At 68.2% G+C, this 18,979-nt stretch carries 15 protein-coding genes and 2 tRNA genes; 7 read left to right on the forward strand and 10 right to left on the reverse strand.

Annotated elements, in window-relative coordinates:
* Window positions 1–49 precede the first annotated feature (49 nt).
* On the reverse strand, window positions 50–1,045 hold the full coding sequence (locus ACFVBH_RS09780; RefSeq protein WP_354990295.1) for an NAD(P)H-dependent glycerol-3-phosphate dehydrogenase: 996 nt from the start codon (window positions 1,043–1,045) through the stop codon (window positions 50–52).
* A 238-nt stretch (window positions 1,046–1,283) separates the two neighbouring features.
* On the opposite strand from ACFVBH_RS09780, the gene cofC reads away from it, so the two are divergent.
* The 3 genes from cofC (at window position 1,284) to ACFVBH_RS09795 (ending at window position 5,172) form a co-directional block, all read left to right on the forward strand.
* Complete coding sequence (cofC, locus tag ACFVBH_RS09785) at window positions 1,284–1,976, forward strand: 2-phospho-L-lactate guanylyltransferase (protein WP_354990296.1); 693 nt, start codon at window positions 1,284–1,286, stop codon at window positions 1,974–1,976.
* A gap of 62 nt (window positions 1,977–2,038) precedes the next feature.
* The gene (locus tag ACFVBH_RS09790; RefSeq protein ID WP_354990297.1) at window positions 2,039–4,219 is read left to right on the forward strand and encodes an RNA degradosome polyphosphate kinase; all 2,181 of its coding nucleotides are present in this window, start codon (window positions 2,039–2,041) and stop codon (window positions 4,217–4,219) included.
* Window positions 4,216–5,172, forward strand: a complete 957-nt coding sequence (locus ACFVBH_RS09795) for an NUDIX domain-containing protein (protein WP_379001069.1) — start codon at window positions 4,216–4,218, stop codon at window positions 5,170–5,172. The genes ACFVBH_RS09790 and ACFVBH_RS09795 overlap by 4 nt, the downstream gene beginning before the upstream one ends.
* A gap of 326 nt (window positions 5,173–5,498) precedes the next feature.
* Here ACFVBH_RS09795 and ACFVBH_RS09800 read toward each other — a convergent pair whose 3' ends face one another.
* The 3 genes from ACFVBH_RS09800 to leuC all read right to left on the reverse strand — a co-directional run bounded on the left by ACFVBH_RS09800 (window position 5,499) and on the right by leuC (window position 8,413).
* Window positions 5,499–6,146 carry an HU family DNA-binding protein gene (locus ACFVBH_RS09800; protein WP_354990299.1) on the reverse strand — a complete coding sequence of 216 codons (648 nt, stop codon included), beginning with the start codon at window positions 6,144–6,146 and terminating at the stop codon, window positions 5,499–5,501.
* A 156-nt stretch (window positions 6,147–6,302) separates the two neighbouring features.
* Complete coding sequence (gene leuD, locus ACFVBH_RS09805) at window positions 6,303–6,911, reverse strand: 3-isopropylmalate dehydratase small subunit (protein ID WP_354990300.1); 609 nt, start codon at window positions 6,909–6,911, stop codon at window positions 6,303–6,305.
* 77 nt (window positions 6,912–6,988) lie between these two features.
* Window positions 6,989–8,413, reverse strand: a complete 1,425-nt coding sequence (leuC, locus tag ACFVBH_RS09810; protein ID WP_354990301.1) for a 3-isopropylmalate dehydratase large subunit — start codon at window positions 8,411–8,413, stop codon at window positions 6,989–6,991.
* 163 nt (window positions 8,414–8,576) lie between these two features.
* On the opposite strand from leuC, the gene ACFVBH_RS09815 reads away from it, so the two are divergent.
* Both ACFVBH_RS09815 and ACFVBH_RS09820 read left to right on the forward strand, forming a co-directional pair.
* Window positions 8,577–9,278, forward strand: coding sequence for an IclR family transcriptional regulator (locus tag ACFVBH_RS09815; RefSeq protein ID WP_354990302.1), 702 nt, complete (start codon window positions 8,577–8,579; stop codon window positions 9,276–9,278).
* A gap of 203 nt (window positions 9,279–9,481) precedes the next feature.
* A complete protein-coding gene (locus tag ACFVBH_RS09820) occupies window positions 9,482–9,982 on the forward strand; it encodes a PPOX class F420-dependent oxidoreductase (RefSeq protein WP_379001070.1) in 501 nt (166 codons plus the stop codon).
* An 86-nt stretch (window positions 9,983–10,068) separates the two neighbouring features.
* On the opposite strand, the gene ACFVBH_RS09825 is transcribed toward ACFVBH_RS09820, so the two are convergent.
* The 4 genes from ACFVBH_RS09825 to ACFVBH_RS09840 form a co-directional block, all read right to left on the reverse strand.
* A tRNA-Glu gene (locus tag ACFVBH_RS09825) sits at window positions 10,069–10,141 on the reverse strand.
* 75 nt (window positions 10,142–10,216) lie between these two features.
* Window positions 10,217–10,288 (reverse strand) — tRNA-Gln (locus ACFVBH_RS09830).
* A gap of 137 nt (window positions 10,289–10,425) precedes the next feature.
* Window positions 10,426–11,898 carry a glutamate--tRNA ligase gene (gene gltX / locus ACFVBH_RS09835; RefSeq protein WP_379001071.1) on the reverse strand — a complete coding sequence of 491 codons (1,473 nt, stop codon included), beginning with the start codon at window positions 11,896–11,898 and terminating at the stop codon, window positions 10,426–10,428.
* 13 nt (window positions 11,899–11,911) lie between these two features.
* Window positions 11,912–12,685: a fumarylacetoacetate hydrolase family protein gene (locus tag ACFVBH_RS09840; RefSeq protein ID WP_354988507.1), complete on the reverse strand. Its 774-nt coding sequence runs from the start codon at window positions 12,683–12,685 to the stop codon at window positions 11,912–11,914.
* A gap of 327 nt (window positions 12,686–13,012) precedes the next feature.
* Here ACFVBH_RS09840 and ACFVBH_RS09845 point away from each other — a divergent pair, with 327 nt between their 5' ends.
* Window positions 13,013–14,191, forward strand: a complete 1,179-nt coding sequence (locus ACFVBH_RS09845; protein WP_354988508.1) for an MFS transporter — start codon at window positions 13,013–13,015, stop codon at window positions 14,189–14,191.
* A 431-nt stretch (window positions 14,192–14,622) separates the two neighbouring features.
* Here the strand turns inward: ACFVBH_RS09845 and ACFVBH_RS09850 are convergent, their stop codons facing one another.
* Entirely contained in the window at window positions 14,623–15,630 is a 1,008-nt protein-coding gene (locus ACFVBH_RS09850; protein ID WP_354988509.1) for a 3-isopropylmalate dehydrogenase, read from the reverse strand.
* A 416-nt stretch (window positions 15,631–16,046) separates the two neighbouring features.
* Window positions 16,047–17,645 (reverse strand): phosphoglycerate dehydrogenase, encoded by a 1,599-nt coding sequence (serA, locus tag ACFVBH_RS09855; RefSeq protein ID WP_379001074.1) that lies wholly within the window; start codon window positions 17,643–17,645, stop codon window positions 16,047–16,049.
* Window positions 17,646–17,842: 197 nt separating this feature from the next.
* Between serA and ACFVBH_RS09860 the strand changes: the two genes are divergently transcribed.
* On the forward strand, window positions 17,843–18,931 hold the full coding sequence (locus ACFVBH_RS09860) for an alkaline phosphatase family protein (RefSeq protein WP_379001075.1): 1,089 nt from the start codon (window positions 17,843–17,845) through the stop codon (window positions 18,929–18,931).
* Window positions 18,932–18,979 lie beyond the last annotated feature (48 nt).

The following is an 18,979-nucleotide window of genomic DNA, read 5'->3' on the forward strand; positions in this document are numbered from 1 at the left end:
GGTCGGCGGTGGCGATCGTGTTACGCGGTCGGCTCGACTCGGACCTGCTTCATTCCGATTTCAAACGGCGCCCGAGCAACTGCCCGACGGCCTCGGAGGTGGGCAGACCCTCGTGACAGACCTGATGCATGGCATTGGTCAGCGGCATCTCGACCCCGTGCGCGGCGGCCAGTGCCCGCACCGATGTGCAGGACTTCACACCTTCGGCCACCTGGCCATTGGTGGCGCGCTGCGCGGTCTCCATGCTGCCGCCCCGGCCCAGCGCGAACCCGAAGGACCGGTTGCGCGACAGCGGCGAGGTGCAGGTCGCGACGAGATCGCCGACCCCGGCCAGGCCCGCCAGGGTGACCGGTTCGGCCCCCACGGCCACGCCGAGGCGGATGATCTCGGCCAGCCCGCGGGTGATGAGACTGGCAATGGAGTTGTCGCCCAATCCCATTCCCGACGCGATGCCGCAGGCCAGGGCGATGACGTTCTTGCACGCACCGCCGATCTCGCAGCCGACGACGTCGCTGTTGGTGTACGGCCGGAAGTAACCGGTGGCGCTGGCGTGCTGCACCGCCTCCGCGCGAGCGGTGTCGGTGCAGGCGACCACGGTCGCGGTCGGCTGGCGCGCGGCGACCTCGTGCGCGAGGTTGGGGCCCGAGAGCACCGCGACCCGGCTCGGATCCGCGCCGCTCACCTCGGCGATCACCTGACTCATGCGCAGCAGCGTGCCGGTCTCGATGCCCTTGGCCAGGCTCAGCAGGGTGGCCTCGGCCGGAATGTCGTCGCGCCATTCGGCGAGATTGATCCGCAGCGTCTGCGACGGCACCGCCAGCACCACGATGTCGGCCCCCGCCAGCGCGACGCGGTGATCATGGGTGGCCGCGATGGGCGGCAGTTCGACCTCGGGGAGATACCAGGGGTTGCGGTGTTCGTCGGCCAGCACCTTGGCCACCTCCGGCCGCCGGGCCCACATGGTGACCTCGGTCCCCGCCTCTGCCAACACCTTCGCGAACGCGGTCCCCCAAGAACCCGCTCCCAGTACTGCTGCCCTCGCCATCAGCCCAATATATGCGGCGCCGCAACCCACCACGCCGAGCGCGCCACGGCACACCGGCTGAGCATGCAAACCCCCGTGACCCGTCGCGACACACCGGCTCGGGCACGCACACTGAAGGTCGTGCGCAGCCGTAGCAGACCGGCATCCGGGGCGCCCGCGGAATACCCCGGCCGCCCGATCTCGCTGCACCCGGATGGCCGCGCGCGCGGCCTTCGGATTCGAGTGGGAGGATTCGGACATGCGCCCGTCCGTGCACACGGTTATCGCCGTGAAGAGTCTCGGGCTCGCCAAGAGCCGGCTCGCCGATGGATTGCGCCCGCAGGATCGGCCGCGGCTGGTGCTGGCCATGCTGACCGACACGGTGACCGCCGCGGTGGTCACGCCGGGGATCGCCTCGGTGACGGTGGTGACGCCGGATCCGGTGGTCACCGAACTGGTGCGCGAACTGGGCGCGCACGTCCAACCCGAACCCGCCCGCGGCACGGGCGGACTGAACGCGGCGCTGGCGGCCGGGGCCGCCGCCGTCCGCCGCCGGCACGGCCCGGTAGATCTGCTTGCCCTGCAAGCGGATCTGCCCGCGCTCCGCCCGGATGAACTGTCCGGGGTGCTCCGCGTGGCCACCCGGCCCCGCACGGTGGTGACCGATCACGAAGGCAGCGGCACCGTCGCCCTGCTGGTGCGCGGCCGCCGCAACGAGCTCGATCCGCTCTTCGGGCCCGATTCCGCGCGCAGGCATATATCCGCCGGTGCGGTGGAACTCCTCGGGGAGTGGCCGGGTTTACGACAGGACGTGGACACCACCGCCGATCTCGACCGGGCGGCCGCGCTCGGTGTCGGCGCGGCCACCACCGCGCTACTGCGTGAAATCGGCGTGTCTCACGCGTGTCGAGGAGCGGAACAAGTACACCGGGCCCGTTCTTCACTGTGCTGACCGGGCGTGATCTGCGCTGCAATGGGCAGTGTCAGATCAGGCCCCCACCCGCGACATAAGGAATGATCGTGAGAGTGAGCGATACGGATACCGTCAAGCAACCGCCGCTACTACCCGCGGCGCCGCCCGCGGCCACCCCACCGCCCACCCCCGCCCGGCTGCCCGCCGATCGATACGTGAATCGAGAGCTCAGCTGGCTCGATTTCAACGCCCGCGTCCTGGCGCTGGCCGAGGACACCTCCCAGCCGCTGCTCGAGCGGGCGAAGTTCCTGGCGATCTTCGCGTCCAATCTGGACGAGTTCTACATGGTGCGCGTGGCCGGTCTCAAACGCCGTGCCGAGACCGGCCTGTCGGTCCGGTCCGCGGACGGGCTCTCACCCACCGAACAGCTGGAGATGATCGCCGCCCGCACCCAGGAGATCGCGGCCCGGCACGCGCGGGTCTTCCTCGATCAGGTGCTGCCCGCGCTGACCGACGAGGGCATCGCCATCATCCGCTGGGCCGACCTCGACGAGGGTGAGCGCCAGCGCCTGTCCCAGCATTTCCAGGATCAGGTCTTCCCGGTGCTGACCCCGCTGGCCGTGGATCCCGCGCACCCGTTCCCGTACATCAGCGGCCTGAGTCTCAATCTCGCCGTGACGGTTAAGGATTCGGTGACCGGCGGCGAGCACTTCGCCCGAGTCAAGGTGCCGGACAACGTCGATCGCTTCGTCCGGGTGCGCCGCTCGCCCTCGGGCCGCGACTCCGGCGCGAGCTCGCCCCTGGCGCCCTTCCTGCCCATGGAGGAGTTGATCGCCGCTCACCTCGATCAGCTGTTCCCGGGAATGGAAGTGGTGGAACACCATTCGTTCCGCATCACCCGCAACGCCGACCTCGAGGTCGAGGAGGATCGCGACGAGGACCTGCTGCAGGCCCTGGAACGCGAACTCGCCCGCCGCCGCTTCGGATCCCCGGTGCGCCTGGAGGTCTCCGACGACATGACCGAGCACATGCTCGATCTGCTGTTGCGCGAACTCGACGTCGACCCCGGCGACGTCATCCAGGTGCCGGGCCTGCTCGACCTGTCCTGCCTGTGGCAGGTGTACGGCGTGGACCGGCCCGTGCTCAAGGACGCGCCCTACGTCCCCGCCACCCCGCCGGCGTTCGGCGAACGCGAAACGCCCCGAAACGTTTTCGCCGCCCTGCGCGAGGGCGACGTGCTGGTGCACCACCCGTACGACTCCTTCTCCACCAGCGTGCAGCGCTTCATCGAACAGGCCGCCGCCGACCCGCAGGTGCTGGCGATCAAGCAGACCCTGTACCGCACCTCGGGCGACTCCCCCATCGTCAACGCCCTGATCGACGCCGCCGAGGCGGGCAAGCAGGTGGTGGCGCTGGTCGAGATCAAGGCCCGCTTCGACGAGCAGGCCAACATCAAGTGGGCGCGCCAGCTGGAACAGGCGGGGGTGCACGTGGTCTACGGCCTCGTCGGCCTCAAAACCCATTGCAAGACCTGCCTGGTAGTGCGCCGCGAGGGCGCCACCATTCGCCGCTACTGCCACATCGGCACCGGCAATTACAACCCCAAGACCGCGCGCCTGTACGAGGACGTCGGATTGCTCACTGCCGCACCGGAGATCGGCGCCGACCTGACCGACCTGTTCAACTCGCTGACCGGGTACTCCCGAAAAGCCAGCTACCGCAACCTGTTGGTGGCCCCGAGCGGGGTGCGCCAGGGCATCGTCGAGCGCATCGAACGCGAGGTCGAACTCGCCGCCGAGGGCAAGGAGGCGCGAATCCGGCTGAAGGCCAATGCCATCGTCGACGAGCAGATCATCGACGCGCTCTACCGCGCCTCGCAGGCGGGCGTCCCGGTGCAGATCGTGGTCCGCGGCATCTGCGGGCTGCGCCCGGGCGTGCCCGGCATGAGCGAGAACATCGAGGTGCGCTCGATTCTCGGCCGGTACCTGGAACATTCGCGGGTGCTGCATTTCCAGGCGCAGAACGAGTACTGGATCGGCAGCGCGGACATGATGCACCGCAATCTGGACCGGCGCGTGGAAGTGCTGGCGCAGGTGAAGGATCCGCGCCTGTCCGAGCGATTGGGACAGATGTTCGATTCCGCCCTCTACCCCAACACCCGCTGCTGGGTACTGCGCCCGGACGGCAGCTGGGACGCACAGCCCGGCGGCGACGTCCCCGGCGAAGAGATCCGCGATCACCAGGAATACCTCATGCGACTGCGCCGTCCGGACCGCCGATGAGCGCGGGTAAATCCGCGCACCAGGCCCAATTCTCCGATCCCCGCGTCAAGCCGAACATCCCGGCGGCCGGCGCGGTGCTGTGGCGCCACGGTCCGGGCGGCGAGCTGGAGATCGCCATGGTGCACCGGCCCAAGTACGACGACTGGTCGCTGCCCAAGGGCAAGCTGGATCCCGGTGAGACGCCCGTCATCACGGCCGTGCGCGAGGTGACCGAGGAAACGGGCGTACATTGCCGCCTGGGGCGCTATCTGGGCCACGTGACCTATCCGATACCCGGGCACCGCAAACTCAAGCGGGTGGACTACTGGGCGGCCCAGGCGGTAGCCGGGGCGTTCGAGTCCAACTCCGAAGTCGATGTGCTGGTGTGGCATCGGATCGAGGGGCTGATGGACGCGCTGTCCTACCCCATGGATCGCCACATCATCCGCAATTTCCTGCGTCTACCGGCCGATACCGAGACGCTGCTGCTGGTGCGGCACGGCAAGGCGGGCCGGCGCGAGCGCTACACCGGCCCCGACGACGAGCGCCCGCTCGAAAAGGCCGGTCGCGCACAGGCTCAGGCGCTGGCGGCGAATCTGCTCGCCTTCGGCGCGACCGAAATCCACTCCGCCCCACCGCTGCGCTGTGTCCAAACCGTTACCCCGCTGGCGGAAAAGCTCGGCGTGGACATCGAACTGGAGCCTTTGTTCAGCGATTCGGGCTACGAGACGGCGATCGAGGCGGCCCGGAAACGGGCCCGCAAGCTCGTCGCCGCCGATTCGGTGCCGGTGATCTGCAGTCAGGGCAAGGTGATTCCGGATCTGCTCGGCTGGTGGGCCGACCGGGACGGGATCACCCTGCCCGCGGCCCGTAATCGCAAGGGCAGCGTTTGGGTGCTGTCGGTGCACAAAGATCGACTCGTGGCCGCCGACCACCTCGACCGGGCGCTGACGCCGGTGGACATTCAGCAGTAGGACATTTCGCAGTCGTGCCGAATTAGCATCAAACCATTGCGGTAATTCACGTTCGGCCGGTCAGAGGCGCATTTTGCTGGCGCCGCAAGCCTTTTCCGAACCGAAACGCCGCGGGGTCCGCGGGGGCGGACCCGGCCCCCACGGTGGGATTGGCCGGGTTGGTAAGGGGCACGGGAACTTCCGGACAGCAAATCGCGCCCCGGCCGGGAACGGCCGGGGCGCGAGTGCATTTGTTGGGGTCCACATGCGAAACGGCCCGGCGGAGCCGGGCCGTCTCACATGTCGTACTGCGCCGAAAACCCGTCAGTGACGGGCGGTTCGACCCGTCAGCGACGGGCGGTGCGCTTGGCGGCGGCCTTCTTGGCCGGCGCCTTCTTGGCGGCGGTCGTCTTCTTGGCAGCCGTGGTCTTCTTCGCCGCGGTGGCCTTGACGACGGTCTTCTTGGCCGCGGTCTTCTTGGCGGTGGTCTTGGCCGGCGCCTTCTTGGCGGCGACCGTCTTCTTCGCGACTGCCTTCTTGACGGCGGCCTTCTTGGCGGGGGCCTTGGTGGCGGCCTTCTTCGCCGTGGTCTTGGCCGGCGCCTTGGTGGCGGCCTTCTTGGCCGTCTTCTTGGCCGTGGTCTTCTTCGCACCCGGCTTGCCCGACACCGGAGCAGCCACACCGCGTTTCACGGCCGGGCCGCTCGAGGCGATCTTCTGCTTACCCGCAATGATCGCCTTGAACTGAGCGCCGGGACGGAATGCGGGCACCGAAGTCGGCTTCACCTTGACGGTTTCGCCGGTGCGCGGGTTACGGGCGACACGAGCGGCGCGCTTGCGCTGTTCGAAGACGCCGAACCCGGTGATGGTGACGCTCTGACCTTTGTTCACAGCGCGCACGATGGTGTCGACCATCTGCTCAACCGCAGCGGTTGCCGTGCGCCTGTCAGTACCCAACTTCTCGGTCAGAACATCGATCAGTTCCGCCTTGTTCATTGAATCCTCCGCAGACTAATGGCCCGTCGTCGGACCGACTAGGTACCACGGTAAACCTTCTTTGGGCAAGAGTCTATCTGCCACACCCATTTTGATGAGACACCGCACACGCCCAGCAACCGCGTTAGGGGGCGTTCAGCTAACGCCCCCCAATGATTACGTCTGCGAAATACGAGCCGGAATGGTGGCGGGTTTCCAACTCGGCCTTGCGTTTTCGAAGGCGTCGATGTCGTCGCACCGGCGCAACGTGAGGCCGATGTCGTCCAGCCCTTCCAGCAGACGCCACCGGGTGTAGTCGTCAATATCGAACGGCAACACAACGGTTCCGGCGGCGACAGTGCGTGTCTCGAGGTCCACCGTCAATTCCAAACCGGGCTGTTCCTCGATGAGTTTCCAGAGCAATTCCACATCGCTCTGGGCCATCCGGGCGGTCAGCAGACCGTCCTTACCGGCGTTGCCCCGGAAGATGTCCGCGAAGCGCGAGGAGATCACGACCCGGAAGCCGTAGTCCTTGAGCGCCCAAACGGCGTGCTCGCGTGAGGAACCGGTACCGAAATCCGGACCGGCCACCAGCACACTGGCGCGGTTGTAGGGCTCGACGTTGAGAATGAAGTTCGGATCCGTTCGCCAGCCCGCGAACAAGCCGTCCTCGAAACCCGTTCGGGTTACGCGCTTCAGATAGACGGCCGGGATGATCTGGTCGGTGTCGACATTGGATCGGCGCAGCGGAACGCCGATCCCCTTGTGGACCTTGAAGGCTTCCATCGTGTTTCTCCTCGAGTCTGTGTGAGTTGCCCGGCGCCGGCGGGTCGTCCGGCCCGCCGGGGATCGATCAGCTGGAATCAGCCGAGATCCGCAGGTGAGGACAGGGTTCCGCGCACGGCCGTGGCCGCCGCGACCAGCGGCGAGACCAGGTGCGTGCGACCGCCCTTGCCCTGTCGCCCTTCGAAGTTCCGGTTCGAGGTGGAGGCACAACGCTGACCGGGCGAAAGCTGATCGGGGTTCATGCCCAGGCACATCGAGCAGCCCGCCTGCCGCCATTCCGCGCCCGCGGCGGTGAAAATCTCGCCCAGACCCTCGTTTTCCGCCTGCAGGCGGACCCGCATCGAGCCCGGCACGATCAGCATCCGCACACCGGCTGCGACCTTGCGGCCGTCCAGAATGCCTGCCACCGCACGCAGATCCTCGATCCGGCCGTTGGTGCAGGACCCCACGAAAACGGTGTCCACGGTGACGTCTCGCAGCGGGGTGCCCGGCTCCAGGCCCATGTACTGCAGCGCCTTCTCCGCGGCCGCGCGCTCGTTCTCGTCGTGGATCTGCTCCGGGTCGGGCACCGAAGCGCCCAGGGGCAGGCCCTGTCCCGGGTTGGTGCCCCAGGTGACGAAGGGGGTCAGCGCGGTGGCGTCGATGGTGACCTCGGCGTCGAAAACCGCGTCCGGGTCGCCGTTCAGCTCGTCCCAGGCCGCCACGGCGGCATCCCAGTCCGCGCCCTCGGGGGCGTGCGGGCGGCCCTTCAGGAACTCGTAGGTGATCGCGTCCGGGCCGACCATCCCGGCGCGCGCACCGGCCTCGATCGACATGTTGCACATGGTCATCCGGGCCTCCATGGACATGGCCCGCACGGCCTCGCCCCGGTACTCGAGCACGTAGCCCTGACCGCCGCCGGTGCCGATCTCGGCGATGACCGCGAGGATCACGTCCTTGGACGTCACGCCCTCGGGCAGCGCGCCCTCGATGTTGATGGCCATGGTCTTGAAGGGGCGCAGCGACAAAGTCTGCGTCGCCAGCACGTGTTCCACCTCGCTGGTGCCGATACCCATTGCGAGCGCGCCGAATGCGCCGTGGGTGGAGGTGTGCGAGTCACCGCAGACCACCGTGGTGCCGGGCTGGGTCAGGCCCAGCTGCGGTCCGACGACGTGCACGATGCCCTGGTCCAGATCACCCATGGGGTGCAGGCGGATCCCGAACTCCGCGCAGTTCTTGCGCAGCGTCTCGACCTGCAGGCGGGACACCGGATCGGCGATCGGCTGATCGATGTCGATCGTCGGGACGTTGTGATCCTCGGTCGCGATGGTGAGATCGGGGCGGCGGACCGGGCGCCCGGCCGCGCGCAGGCCGTCGAAGGCCTGGGGGCTGGTGACCTCGTGGACCAGGTGCAGATCGATGTAGATGAGATCGGGTTCGCGGTTCGCGCCCTCACCTTCGCCTTTCACGACGACGTGCTGGTCCCAGACCTTCTCCGCCAGAGTGCGTGGCCGAACGGCCATAACTGCATCACCTCTCGATAGGACATAACCCACGCCCGGGCTGGTGACGCGGGGAACGCGCCGCGCGGGCCGGTGAGCCCTGATGCCGAAGATGCCCATATGCGTTCGCACGCTGCGATCCGCGATTTGGCATTCCCAACATGCGAGACGCTAATATCGTTCTATGAGACAGCATAGCGGTATCGGTGTTCTGGACAAAGCCATGGCGGTCCTGCACGCCGTCGCCGAGCAACCCTGCGGCCTCAACGAGCTCTGCGCCCGCACCGGCCTGCCCCGCGCGACCGCGCATCGCCTGGCCGTGGGCCTGGAGACCCATCGCATGCTGGCCCGCGACAGCCAGGGACTGTGGCGTCCGGGCCCGGCCCTGTCGGAGCTGGCTACCACCGCCAGCGACCCGCTGCTCGACGCCGCCGCGGGCATCCTGCCGCGCCTGCGCGAGATCACCGGCGAGAGCGTGCAGCTGTATCGGCGCGACGGCAACGCCCGCGTCTGCGTCGCCTCGATGGAACCGGCCTCGGGACTGCGCGACACCGTGCCGGTCGGCGCGCGCATGCCGATGACCGCCGGCTCGGCCGCGAAGGTGCTGCTGGCCTGGGCCGATCCCGAACTTCAGCGGACCGTGCTGCCGGAGGCGGTATTCGGCGAGCGCGCGCTGGCCGAGGTGCGGCGGCGCGGCTGGGCCCAGAGCGCGGCCGAGCGCGCGGCGGGCGTGGCCAGCGTCTCGGCGCCGGTGCGCGACACCGGGGGCGCGGTCATCGCGGCGGTGTCGGTCTCCGGCCCGATCGATCGCATGGGCCGGCGCCCGGGCGCCCGCTGGGCCGCGGACCTCGTGGCCGCCGCCGACGCCCTGCACAAGCGCCTCTGACGGGCCCGCACAGCGCTTTCGACGCCCCCGCCGGGAATCCGGTGGGGGCGTCGGCGTTTTCGGGCCGCACAGCGGCGTTCAGCGGGATCGGGCACGGCGGCGTTCAGCGCGGATCAGCCGTATCGGCGTTCGGCGGGATCGGGTACGGCGGTGCCGGACGGGCACTGTGACCCGCCTCATACGGCGTAAATTACAGTCGGCCCATGGGAGTTAATCAACGCGCTCAGATCACGATGTCCGACCCGGAGATCGCGGAATTCCTGCAGCGCAGCCGAATCGCCACCCTCGCCACCCTCGGTCCCGCGGGCACCCCGCATCTGACCGCCATGTGGTTCGGGCTGATCAACGGCGAGATCTGGTTCGAGACCAAGGCCAAATCGCAGAAGGCGGTGAATCTGCGGCGTGATCCACGGGTGACCGTCCTGGTCGAGGCCGGCGATACCTACGACCAGTTGCGCGGGGTGTCCATCGAGGGCCGCGCGGAGATCATCGACGATGCCGACGCCCTGTTCCAGGTGGGTATCAGCGTGTGGGAGCGGTACACCGGCCCGTACAGCGAAGAGATGAAGCCGTTCGTCGAACAGATGCTGAACAAGCGCATCGCGATTCGCATCGTCCCCGAACGCGTGCGCAGCTGGGACCACCGCAAACTCGGGATGCCCGCGATCCCGCTGGGCGGCAGCACCGCCGGGGCGCTGGACTGAAATCCGCGCCGGGGCCGAAAACCCCGGCGCCCGGTACACGGGAAAAGCGAAGGCCCCCAGCCGTTGGGCTGGGGGCCTTCGCTTTGTAGTCCCGACGGGATTTGAACCCGCGCTACCGCCTTGAGAGGGCGGCGTCCTAGGCCGCTAGACGACGGGACCAGGATTGTTGGCGATTACCTTGGTGGCCGGACCACCGAATCTCCAACTGTTTCGAGAGCCCGAGGGCTCTCTCAGCTGGGGTACCAGGACTCGAACCTAGAATGGCTGAACCAGAATCAGCTGTGTTGCCAATTACACCATACCCCATTGACCTGGGCATTCGGCCTGTCCCTTGTGGGGACTTCCCAGCCGCTTTCCGAGCCGAGAAGAGATTAGCAGGCCGATGCCGGGGTTATACAAATCGGCTGGTCAGAGGCCGGTTTTGTACCCTTTTCCGATGCCGGTCAGCGCGCGGAGGCCGCCGTCAGGGCCGCCCGCAGGCGATCCATGGCGGTATCGCGGTCCAGCAGCTCGAGGGACTCGTACAGCGGCGGGCTGATGTGCGAACCGGTGACGGCCACGCGCACCGGGCCGAACGCCTTGCGCGGCTTCAGACCCAGTTCATCGATGAGCGCGGTTTTGAGCGCCTCCTCGATCGCGGGCGCTGTCCAGGCCGAAACACCCTCGAGCGCGGTAATGGACGCTTCCAATACCGGCGCCGCGTCCGCACCCAGATTCTTTTGCGCCGCCGCCTCGTCCACGGTGAACTCCGCGGCGGGCACGAACAGGAACTTCAATAGATCCCATGCATCACCCAGAACGACGATGCGGGTCTGCACCAAATCTGCGGCCGTGGCGAACAGCTTCTCGTCGATCTCGGCGCCGATATGCCCGTGCAGGGTGAGATACTCCCGCAACCGGTGAGCGAAATCACCGGACTCCAGCCGCCGAATATGTTCGCCGTTCAGGGCGTCGGCCTTCTTCTGGTCGAAACGCGCCGGATTCGAATTAACGGACGAAATATCGAACGCCGCGACCATCTCGGCCATGGAGAACAGGTCACGATCATCGGCGATGCTCCAGCCGAGGAGCGCCAGATAATTCAGCAAACCCTCGGGAATGAAGCCTCGGTCCCGATGCAGGAAGAGATTGGACTCCGGATCCCGCTTGGACAACTTCTTGTTGCCCTGGCCCATGACGAACGGCAGATGCCCGAACTCCGGGGTGTGCTCGGCGACGCCGATTCGGCGCATCGCCGCATAAAGCGCGAGCTGGCGCGGCGTGGAGGACAGCAGATCCTCACCGCGCAATACGTGGGTGATCTTCATCAACGCGTCGTCGACGGGATTGACCAGGGTATAGAGCGGATCGCCATTACCGCGGGTGAGCGCGAAGTCCGGCACGACGCCCGCGCGGAAGGTGGTCTCCCCGCGCACCAGATCGACCCAGGACAGATCCTCGTCGGGCATCCGCAGGCGGATGACCGCCGGGCGCCCCTCGGCCTTGTAGGCGGCGATCTGCTCGGGCGTCAGGTCCCGATCGAAGTTGTCGTACCCCAATTTCGGATCGCGGCCGGCGGCCTTGTGCCGGGCTTCGACTTCTTCAGGGGTGGAGAAGGATTCGTAGGCCTCCCCCGCTGCCAATAGCTTGCGCACGACATCGAGATGAAGCTCACGGCGCTGGGACTGCCGGTAGGGGCCGTAGGGGCCGCCGACCTCCGGGCCCTCGTCCCAGGTCAGCCCGAGCCAGTGCAGCGCGTCCAGAATCGCCTGATACGACTCCTCGGAATCGCGTGCGGCGTCGGTGTCTTCGATGCGGAAGACGAATTTCCCGCCGTGGTGGCGCGCGTAGGCCCAGTTGAACAGGGCGGTCCGCACCAGCCCGACATGCGGTGTGCCGGTGGGTGAGGGGCAGAATCGGACCCGGACGTCTGTCATGTCTCTCTCTCGATCAGCGCTTGGCGGCAACGGGATTGGTGAGGGTGCCGATGCCCTGGACGGTCACCGACACGTTCTGACCGGCCTGCACCGGCCCGACGCCCTCGGGGGTGCCGGTCAGGATGACGTCGCCGGGCAGCAGCGTCATCACGGTGGTGACCCATTCGATCAGCTTCGGAATATCGTGCAGCAGAAGTGAAGTGCGACTGCGCTGCTTGACCTCGCCGTCGAGCTCGGTGCTGATCTCCAGATCCGATGGGTCCAGGGCGGTCTCGATCCACGGTCCGAGCGGGCAGAACGTGTCGTACCCCTTGGCGCGGGTCCACTGGCCGTCGATCTTCTGCTGGTCGCGGGCGGTGACGTCGTTGGCGACGGTGTAGCCCAGGATGACCTCGTGCGCCCGGGCGGCGGGCACGTCCTTGCAGGGGCGGCCGATGACGATGGCCAGCTCGCCCTCGTAGTCCACCTGAGAGGAACTGGGCGGCAACACAATCGGCACGTTGGGGCCGATGATGGCGGTATTGGGCTTCATGAAGATGACCGGTTCGGCGGGCGCGGGCCCACCCATTTCCGCGGCGTGAGCGGCGTAATTCTTACCGATGCAGATCACTTTGCTGGCGAGGATCGGAGCGAGGAGCCGCACGTCCGCCAGCGGCCAGCTGCGGCCGGTGAACGTCGGCGTGCCGAACGGGTGTTCGGCGATCTCACGGACGACGGCGTCACCGCCGTCTCCTTCCACGCTGACGAAAGCGACACCATCTGGGCTGGCAACTCGACCTAGGCGCATGAACCGCATCCTATCGACCGGTCGCCACCTGCCCGAACGCGCCCGACCACGGGGCACGGACGGACCCGGGACGGCCGCGGGGCGGGCGGGCGGGACCGGCCGGGGACGCGCGCGGCATCCACCTGAGATCCGGGCTGCCGGGAATGTGTAAAGAGCTTGCACGCAAGACAACTCGCCCCCGAGGACGGGCCCGCGACGGACCTCCCGGAGGTGTGAGCAAACAGACAGCGTGCCCCGGAAATACTCAGCTGCATCAGGTGTACCGTGAGACCCGATGTTCAAGGAATAAGATATCAGTTCCACATAGTGAGACGTGAGGTGAGGGTCATGGCCACCGTGACACAGCTGAGTTCGGCCAAACGGTGGAGCATGCTGGCCCTCGGCGTCTTCGCGCAGAGCTCGAGCGCGGTCTTCGTACACGGCACGCCCTTCCTGCTGCCCGCGCTGACCGGGCGCGGGATGTCACTGGCGACCGCCGGCCTGCTGGTCTCCATGCCGACGGTCGGGCTGGTCTGCACGCTGATCGCCTGGGGCTACGTGGTGGATCGCATCGGGGAGCACAAGGTGCTGGTCGCCGGTCCGGCGCTGATGCTGATCGCGGGCGTGGCCGCGGCCACCGTGACCAACTATGTGGCACTGGGCATTCTGCTGTTTCTGGGCGGAATGGGCGCGGCCAGCACCAACGGCGCGAGCGGGCGGGTCATCGTCGGCTGGTTCCCGCCCGATAAACGCGGGCTGGCCATGGGGATTCGCCAGACCGCCCAGCCGCTGGGCGTGGGCATCGGCGCCCTGAGCATTCCCGCCGTCGCTGCGGCGCACGGGTTCTCGACCGCGATCCTGGTGCCCGCCGTCATGGCCGGCCTGGCGGCGGTGGCCTGCCTGTTCGGGATCATCGACCCGCCGCGCCCCGAATCCACCAGCGAGACAGGTCGTCCCGCCAATCCGTACCGGGGCGATTCCACCCTGTGGCGCATCCATCTGGTCTCGATCCTGCTGGCCATTCCGCAGGGCACGCTGTGGACCTTCGCCCTGCTGTGGCTGCACACCGATGTCGGCTGGTCGCTGGCGGCGGCGGGCGTGCTGGTCACGGTCACCCAGATCCTGGGTGCGGGTGGGCGTATCGGCGCGGGCATCTGGTCCGACCGGGTCGCGAGCAGGCTGGGACCGCTGCGCACGATCGCCGTCGCGGCCGCAATCTCCATGGCCGCCTTGGCCTTCGCGGCCTGGGTGCAGTGGTGGTGGCTGGCGATTCCGATTCTGATCGTGGCCTCGGTCATCACCGTGACCGACAACGGCCTGGCCTTCACGGCGGTGGCCGAGATCGCGGGACCGTACTGGTCCGGGCGCGGGCTGGGCATCCAGAACACCGGGCAGAACCTGGTCATGGCGGCGCTGGCGCCCACCTTCGGCGCGCTGATCACCGTCGCCGGGTTCCCCGTCACCTACGCGCTGACGGCCGTGATCGCCGTGGCCGCAGTCCCATTGGTGCCGCGCACGGCGCACTGAACCGCCGGTTCCATAGCACTGAACCGCCGGTTCCGAAGCACCGAACCGGCGGTTCCGAGGCACTGGAACACCCGGTTCCGGGCCGCCCGCCGCACCCCGGCGGGCGGCTCGGCGCCGTTATCTTCGGGGCTCCCCGGAGCCGTCGCGTCCCTTTCGCGGATTTCCCGCAAATCAGGAATGTCTGCGCCCGTTACGTTTTCGCATCCGAATGCATGAATGCGATATAGCTCACTGGCACAGTAGGTTTGGAAATTCTGAGCCTTTTGCCGCCTTTGTCGCCCTGTGCGGCAGCCGGATTGAGCACGGTTCGAGCGTTCGAGACGCCCCTGCGCGCCCGTACTCCCCCATCATGCGCCCCGAACGCGCCCGGCGCAGAGTTCGGCCCCGCTCCCCGGGACTCGGGAGCGGGGCCGAAACGGCGAAAGCCGGTGTCAGAGAGCGGCGGCGATGCGATCGCCGACCGCGACGGTCGAGGCCGGCGCGGTGCGCGAGGCCAGATCCTTGGCGACGGCGGTCTCGATGCGCGCGGCGGCCTCGGCGTTGCCGAGGTGGTTCAGCAGCAGCGACACCGACAGGATGGCGGCGGTCGGGTCGGCCTTGGACTGGCCCGCGATATCCGGGGCGCTGCCGTGCACGGGCTCGAACATGGACGGGTTGGCGCCCGAGGCGTCGATGTTGCCCGAGGCGGCCAGGCCGATGCCGCCGGAGACCGCGGCCGCCAGGTCGGTGATGATGTCGCCGAACAGGTTGTCGGTGACGATCACGTCGAAGCGGCCCGGGTCGGTGACCATGTGGATGGTGGCGGCATCGATGTGCTGGTAGGCGGTTTCGATGTCCGGGTACTCGGTGGCGACCTCGGCCACGGTGCGGGTCCACAGCGAGCCGGCGAAGGCGAGCACGTTGTTCTTGTGCACCAGGGTCAGGTGCTTGCGGCGCGCACGGGCCTTCTCGAAGGCGTAGCGCACCACGCGCTCGACGCCGAAGCGGGTGTTGGTGGAGACCTCGGTGGCGACCTCGTGCGGGGTGTTCACCCGGATCGCACCACCGGTTCCGGTGTACGGGCCCTCGGTGCCCTCGCGCACGACCACGAAGTCGATGTCCGGGTTGCCCGCCAGCGGGCTGGTGACACCGGAGTACAGCCGCGACGGGCGCAGGTTCACATGGTGGTCGAGCTCGAAGCGGGTGCGCAGCAGCAGCCCGCGCTCGAGCACGCCGCTCTGCACGGACGGGTCGCCGATGGCGCCGAGCAGGATGGCGTCGTGCTGCTTGAGCTCGGGAATGACGTTGTCCGGCAGGATCTCACCGGTGGCATGGAACCGCTTGGCCCCCAGGTCGTATTCGGTCTTCTCCACACCGGGGACCACGACGTCGAGGACCTTGAGGGCCTCGGCGATGACCTCGGGACCGATTCCGTCGCCCGGGATGACAGCGAGTTTCATGAACAATGCTCCGTTCGGATTAGCGACCCTGAACACTCTCGGCGCCCGTGTTCCGACGCGGGCGAAGAGTCCGCCCGCCACGATAGCGGGTGCCCCGAGCACCCCGTTCACCAGGGCGAACCCCTCCCAACCACTGGGACGGCGGCTGTGCAAGACCCGGAAATCTGCGTGCCGCCGAGCTCCTCGTCACGCGGTACCGTCCGCTCGACCGGTAGCGCGAGGGAGACGGGCACACATGGGATCACTGGAGAACTCGACGGGCAGCGGCGACAGCAACCTGCACATCATCGGCTTGTTGCTGCGGGTGCTGGGCATCAGCTTCCACAATTCCGGAGCCTATTGATACGACCGCGCCCCCGCCGTGATTCACGGCGGGGGCGCGGCGGCAATCGTTTCCGGGCTCGGCCCGGTACCTACTAGTCCAGGTTGACCTGGGCGACCTTCACCGCGCCGACGGCCTCGGCGATGGCGGACTGCACCTCGGCTGGAACATCGGCGTTGACGCGCAGCACGACGGTCGCGCCGTCCTGGTCCAGGTCCTGGGTCAGCTGGGCGGCGAGGATGTCGATGCCCGCGTCGCCGAGCTTGGTGGCCAGGCGGCCGAGCTGACCCGGCTTGTCCTCGTACGCGATGACGGCCAGGTTCAGGCCCTCGGCGCGCATGTCGTAGTTGCGGCCGTTGATGTTGACGATCTTCTGCACCTGCGAGGGCTCGGTCAGGGTGCCGGCCACGTTCAGGGTGCGGCCGTCGCCGAACACGGCGCGCAGGTCGACCAGGCTGCGGTGCGAGGGGCTCTCGGTCACGGTGGTGACCGTGGCCTCGATGCCGCGATCCTTGGCCAGCGACGGGGCGTTGACGAAGGTGACCGAATCCTCGATCAGGGCGGAGAAGACGCCGCGCAGAGCCGAAAGCTCCAGCACCGCAACGTCACTGGCGGCGAGCTCGCCGCGGACCTGCACCTCGAGGCTGACCGGCAGCTCGGAGGCGAGGGCGCCGAGCAGCGCGCCCTGCTTGCGGACGATGTCCAGCCACGGGGCGACGTCCTCGGAGACAGCGCCGCCGGTGACGTTGACCGCACCCGGGACGAACTCACCGGCGAGGGCGAGCTTGACGGACTTGGCGACGTCGGTGCCGGCGCGGTCCTGGGCCTCGGAGGTGGAGGCGCCCAGGTGCGGGGTGACCACGACCTGCGGCAGCTCGAAAAGCGGGCTGTCGGTGCAGGGTTCGGTCTCGAACACGTCGAGGCCGGCAGCGCGCACGTGGCCGGACTTGATGGCGTCGGCCAGGGCCTGCTCGTCGATCAGGCCACCGCGCGCGGCGTTGACGATGATGACGCCCGGCTTGGTCTTGGCGATCGAGGCGGCGTTGAGAATGCCCTTGGTCTCGGGGGTCTTGGGCAGGTGCACCGAGATGAAGTCGGCGCGCTCGAGCACCTCGTCCAGGGTCAGCAGTTCGATGCCGAGCTGGGCGGCGCGGGCCGGGGAGGTGTAGGGGTCGTACGCGACGATCTTGGTCTCGAAGGCGGCGAGGCGCTGCGCGAACAGCTGGCCGATGCGGCCCAGGCCGATGACGCCGACGGTCTTGCCGAGGATCTCGACACCGTTGAACTTGCTGCGCTGCCAGGTGTGCTCGCGCAGGGTGGCGTCGGCGGCCGGGATCTGGCGCGCGGCCGAGAGCAGCAGCGTGACCGCGTGCTCGGCGGCGGTGTGGATGTTGGAGGTCGGCGCGTTGACGACCATGACGCCACGCTCGGTCGCGGCCGGCACGTCGACATTGTCGAGGCCGACGCCCGCGCGGGCGACGATCTTCAGGTTCTTACCGGCGTCGAGGACCTCGGCGTCCACCGTGGTGGCCGAGCGCACGAGCAGCGCGTCGGCGTCCACGACGGCCTCGAGTAGTGCGGGGCGGTTCGGGCCGTCGACCCAGCGAACCTCGACACCGTCACCGAGCGCGTCGACGGTCGACTGGGCGAGCTTGTCGGCGATCAGAACTACGGGGCGGCCTGCTTGGCTCACTGTGGGGTACTCCTGCGGGAAAGGGGTCCGGGATTTACGGGCGCAATCTTAATGGGCGAAGATTTGGCTTGCCTTACCGCCCGGTAGGCGGGTGCCGTCAGACCGGTGACATGCCGGTTTTCCCGCTCACCGAAACTATTGTGGTCAATTGTCCAAATACGCTGCGAACTCGCCGCCACCCGGCTAGGTTGCCCGGCATGTCTCGGACTCATCGGATTCTCGCGGCCGCCGCGCTGTGCGCCGTCCCCCTCACCGCCGCGGCCCCCGCCCCCGCCGCGCCGGTGGTGAACAAGGTCGTGGTGATCGGCCTGGACGGCACGCTGTACAGCGAGATCGCCGCCGCCAATGCCCCGAACCTGGACCGCCTGGTCGCCGAGGGCACCCTGGCGCGCACCTCCATCGCCGGGCATACGACCATGTCCTGCGTCTCGTGGGCGACCGCGCTGACCGGGGTGTGGGACACCAAGCACGGCATCGTGGACAACGACGCATCCTGCAACGCGGGGGCTTTCGCGCCATATCCGACGGTGTTCACGCAGCTCGAGGCCGCGCAGCCGAGCCTGTCGACGGTCTCGCTGGGCACCTGGGACAAGATCGGCATGATCGCGCGCACCGGTAACCCCAAGGCCGACAAAGTCACAGTGACGCAAATCGACCCGACCGGTGCGGGCATCTGCGAGACCATCGCCGATTCCAACGCCGCGACCCAGGTGGCCGCGGCCATCAGCGCGGACGGCCCGGATCTGACCTTCACCCACCTGGACCAGATCGATATCGTCGGGCACACCCTGCGCGGCATCTGGCCGCAGTCCTACCGCGATGCCATCGCGCGCGCGGACGGCCTGGTCGGCAAGATCACCCAGGCGGTGGACGCCCGCATGGCCGCGCATTCGAACGAGCGCTGGACCATCCTGGTCACCACCGATCACGGCCACAAGCCCGAAGGCGGGCACGGCGGCCAGAGCGCCTATGAGACAGCGAGTTTCGTGATCGCCCGCGGTCCGGGCTTCGCCGCGGGCGCGCAGAACAACGGGTACACCCTCGCCGACATCACCCCCACCGTCCTGGACCTGCTCGGGGTGGCGGCCCCCGCGAACCTGGACGGCGTCTCGATGCTCGCCGGCGGTTCCGGCGACCCCGGCGCGCCGGTGCCGAACACCCCGCCGGTCGATTCCGGCGTCACGGGCTCGTCCTCCGGTTCGGCCCAGGCGGCCATGGTGAACAACCCGCTCTGCATCCTGGGCAGCGGCTCGGCCGGGGGTTCGTCCGGCAGCGACCACAAATAGACAGCCGCACTGTCGAATTCGGCATCCGCGACGGATGCGAGCCGAACC

The sequence above is a fragment of the Nocardia sp. NPDC057668 genome (genome assembly GCF_042799795.1).
In the GTDB taxonomy this organism is placed as follows: Bacteria; Actinomycetota; Actinomycetes; order Mycobacteriales; family Mycobacteriaceae; genus Nocardia.

Bases quoted from the DNA above. Each gene is read 5' to 3' on its own strand.
- ACFVBH_RS09780 (WP_354990295.1), bottom strand. From the start codon at position 1,045: ATGGCGAGGGCAGCAGTACTGGGAGCGGGTTCTTGGGGGACCGCGTTC.
- cofC (WP_354990296.1), top strand. From the start codon at position 1,284: ATGCGCCCGTCCGTGCACACGGTTATCGCCGTGAAGAGTCTCGGGCTC.
- ACFVBH_RS09790 (WP_354990297.1), top strand. From the start codon at position 2,039: ATGATCGTGAGAGTGAGCGATACGGATACCGTCAAGCAACCGCCGCTA.
- ACFVBH_RS09795 (WP_379001069.1), top strand. From the start codon at position 4,216: ATGAGCGCGGGTAAATCCGCGCACCAGGCCCAATTCTCCGATCCCCGC.
- ACFVBH_RS09800 (WP_354990299.1), bottom strand. From the start codon at position 6,146: ATGAACAAGGCGGAACTGATCGATGTTCTGACCGAGAAGTTGGGTACT.
- leuD (WP_354990300.1), bottom strand. From the start codon at position 6,911: ATGGAAGCCTTCAAGGTCCACAAGGGGATCGGCGTTCCGCTGCGCCGA.
- leuC (WP_354990301.1), bottom strand. From the start codon at position 8,413: ATGGCCGTTCGGCCACGCACTCTGGCGGAGAAGGTCTGGGACCAGCAC.
- ACFVBH_RS09815 (WP_354990302.1), top strand. From the start codon at position 8,577: ATGAGACAGCATAGCGGTATCGGTGTTCTGGACAAAGCCATGGCGGTC.
- ACFVBH_RS09820 (WP_379001070.1), top strand. From the start codon at position 9,482: ATGGGAGTTAATCAACGCGCTCAGATCACGATGTCCGACCCGGAGATC.
- gltX (WP_379001071.1), bottom strand. From the start codon at position 11,898: ATGACAGACGTCCGGGTCCGATTCTGCCCCTCACCCACCGGCACACCG.
- ACFVBH_RS09840 (WP_354988507.1), bottom strand. From the start codon at position 12,685: ATGCGCCTAGGTCGAGTTGCCAGCCCAGATGGTGTCGCTTTCGTCAGC.
- ACFVBH_RS09845 (WP_354988508.1), top strand. From the start codon at position 13,013: ATGGCCACCGTGACACAGCTGAGTTCGGCCAAACGGTGGAGCATGCTG.
- ACFVBH_RS09850 (WP_354988509.1), bottom strand. From the start codon at position 15,630: ATGAAACTCGCTGTCATCCCGGGCGACGGAATCGGTCCCGAGGTCATC.
- ACFVBH_RS09860 (WP_379001075.1), top strand. From the start codon at position 17,843: ATGTCTCGGACTCATCGGATTCTCGCGGCCGCCGCGCTGTGCGCCGTC.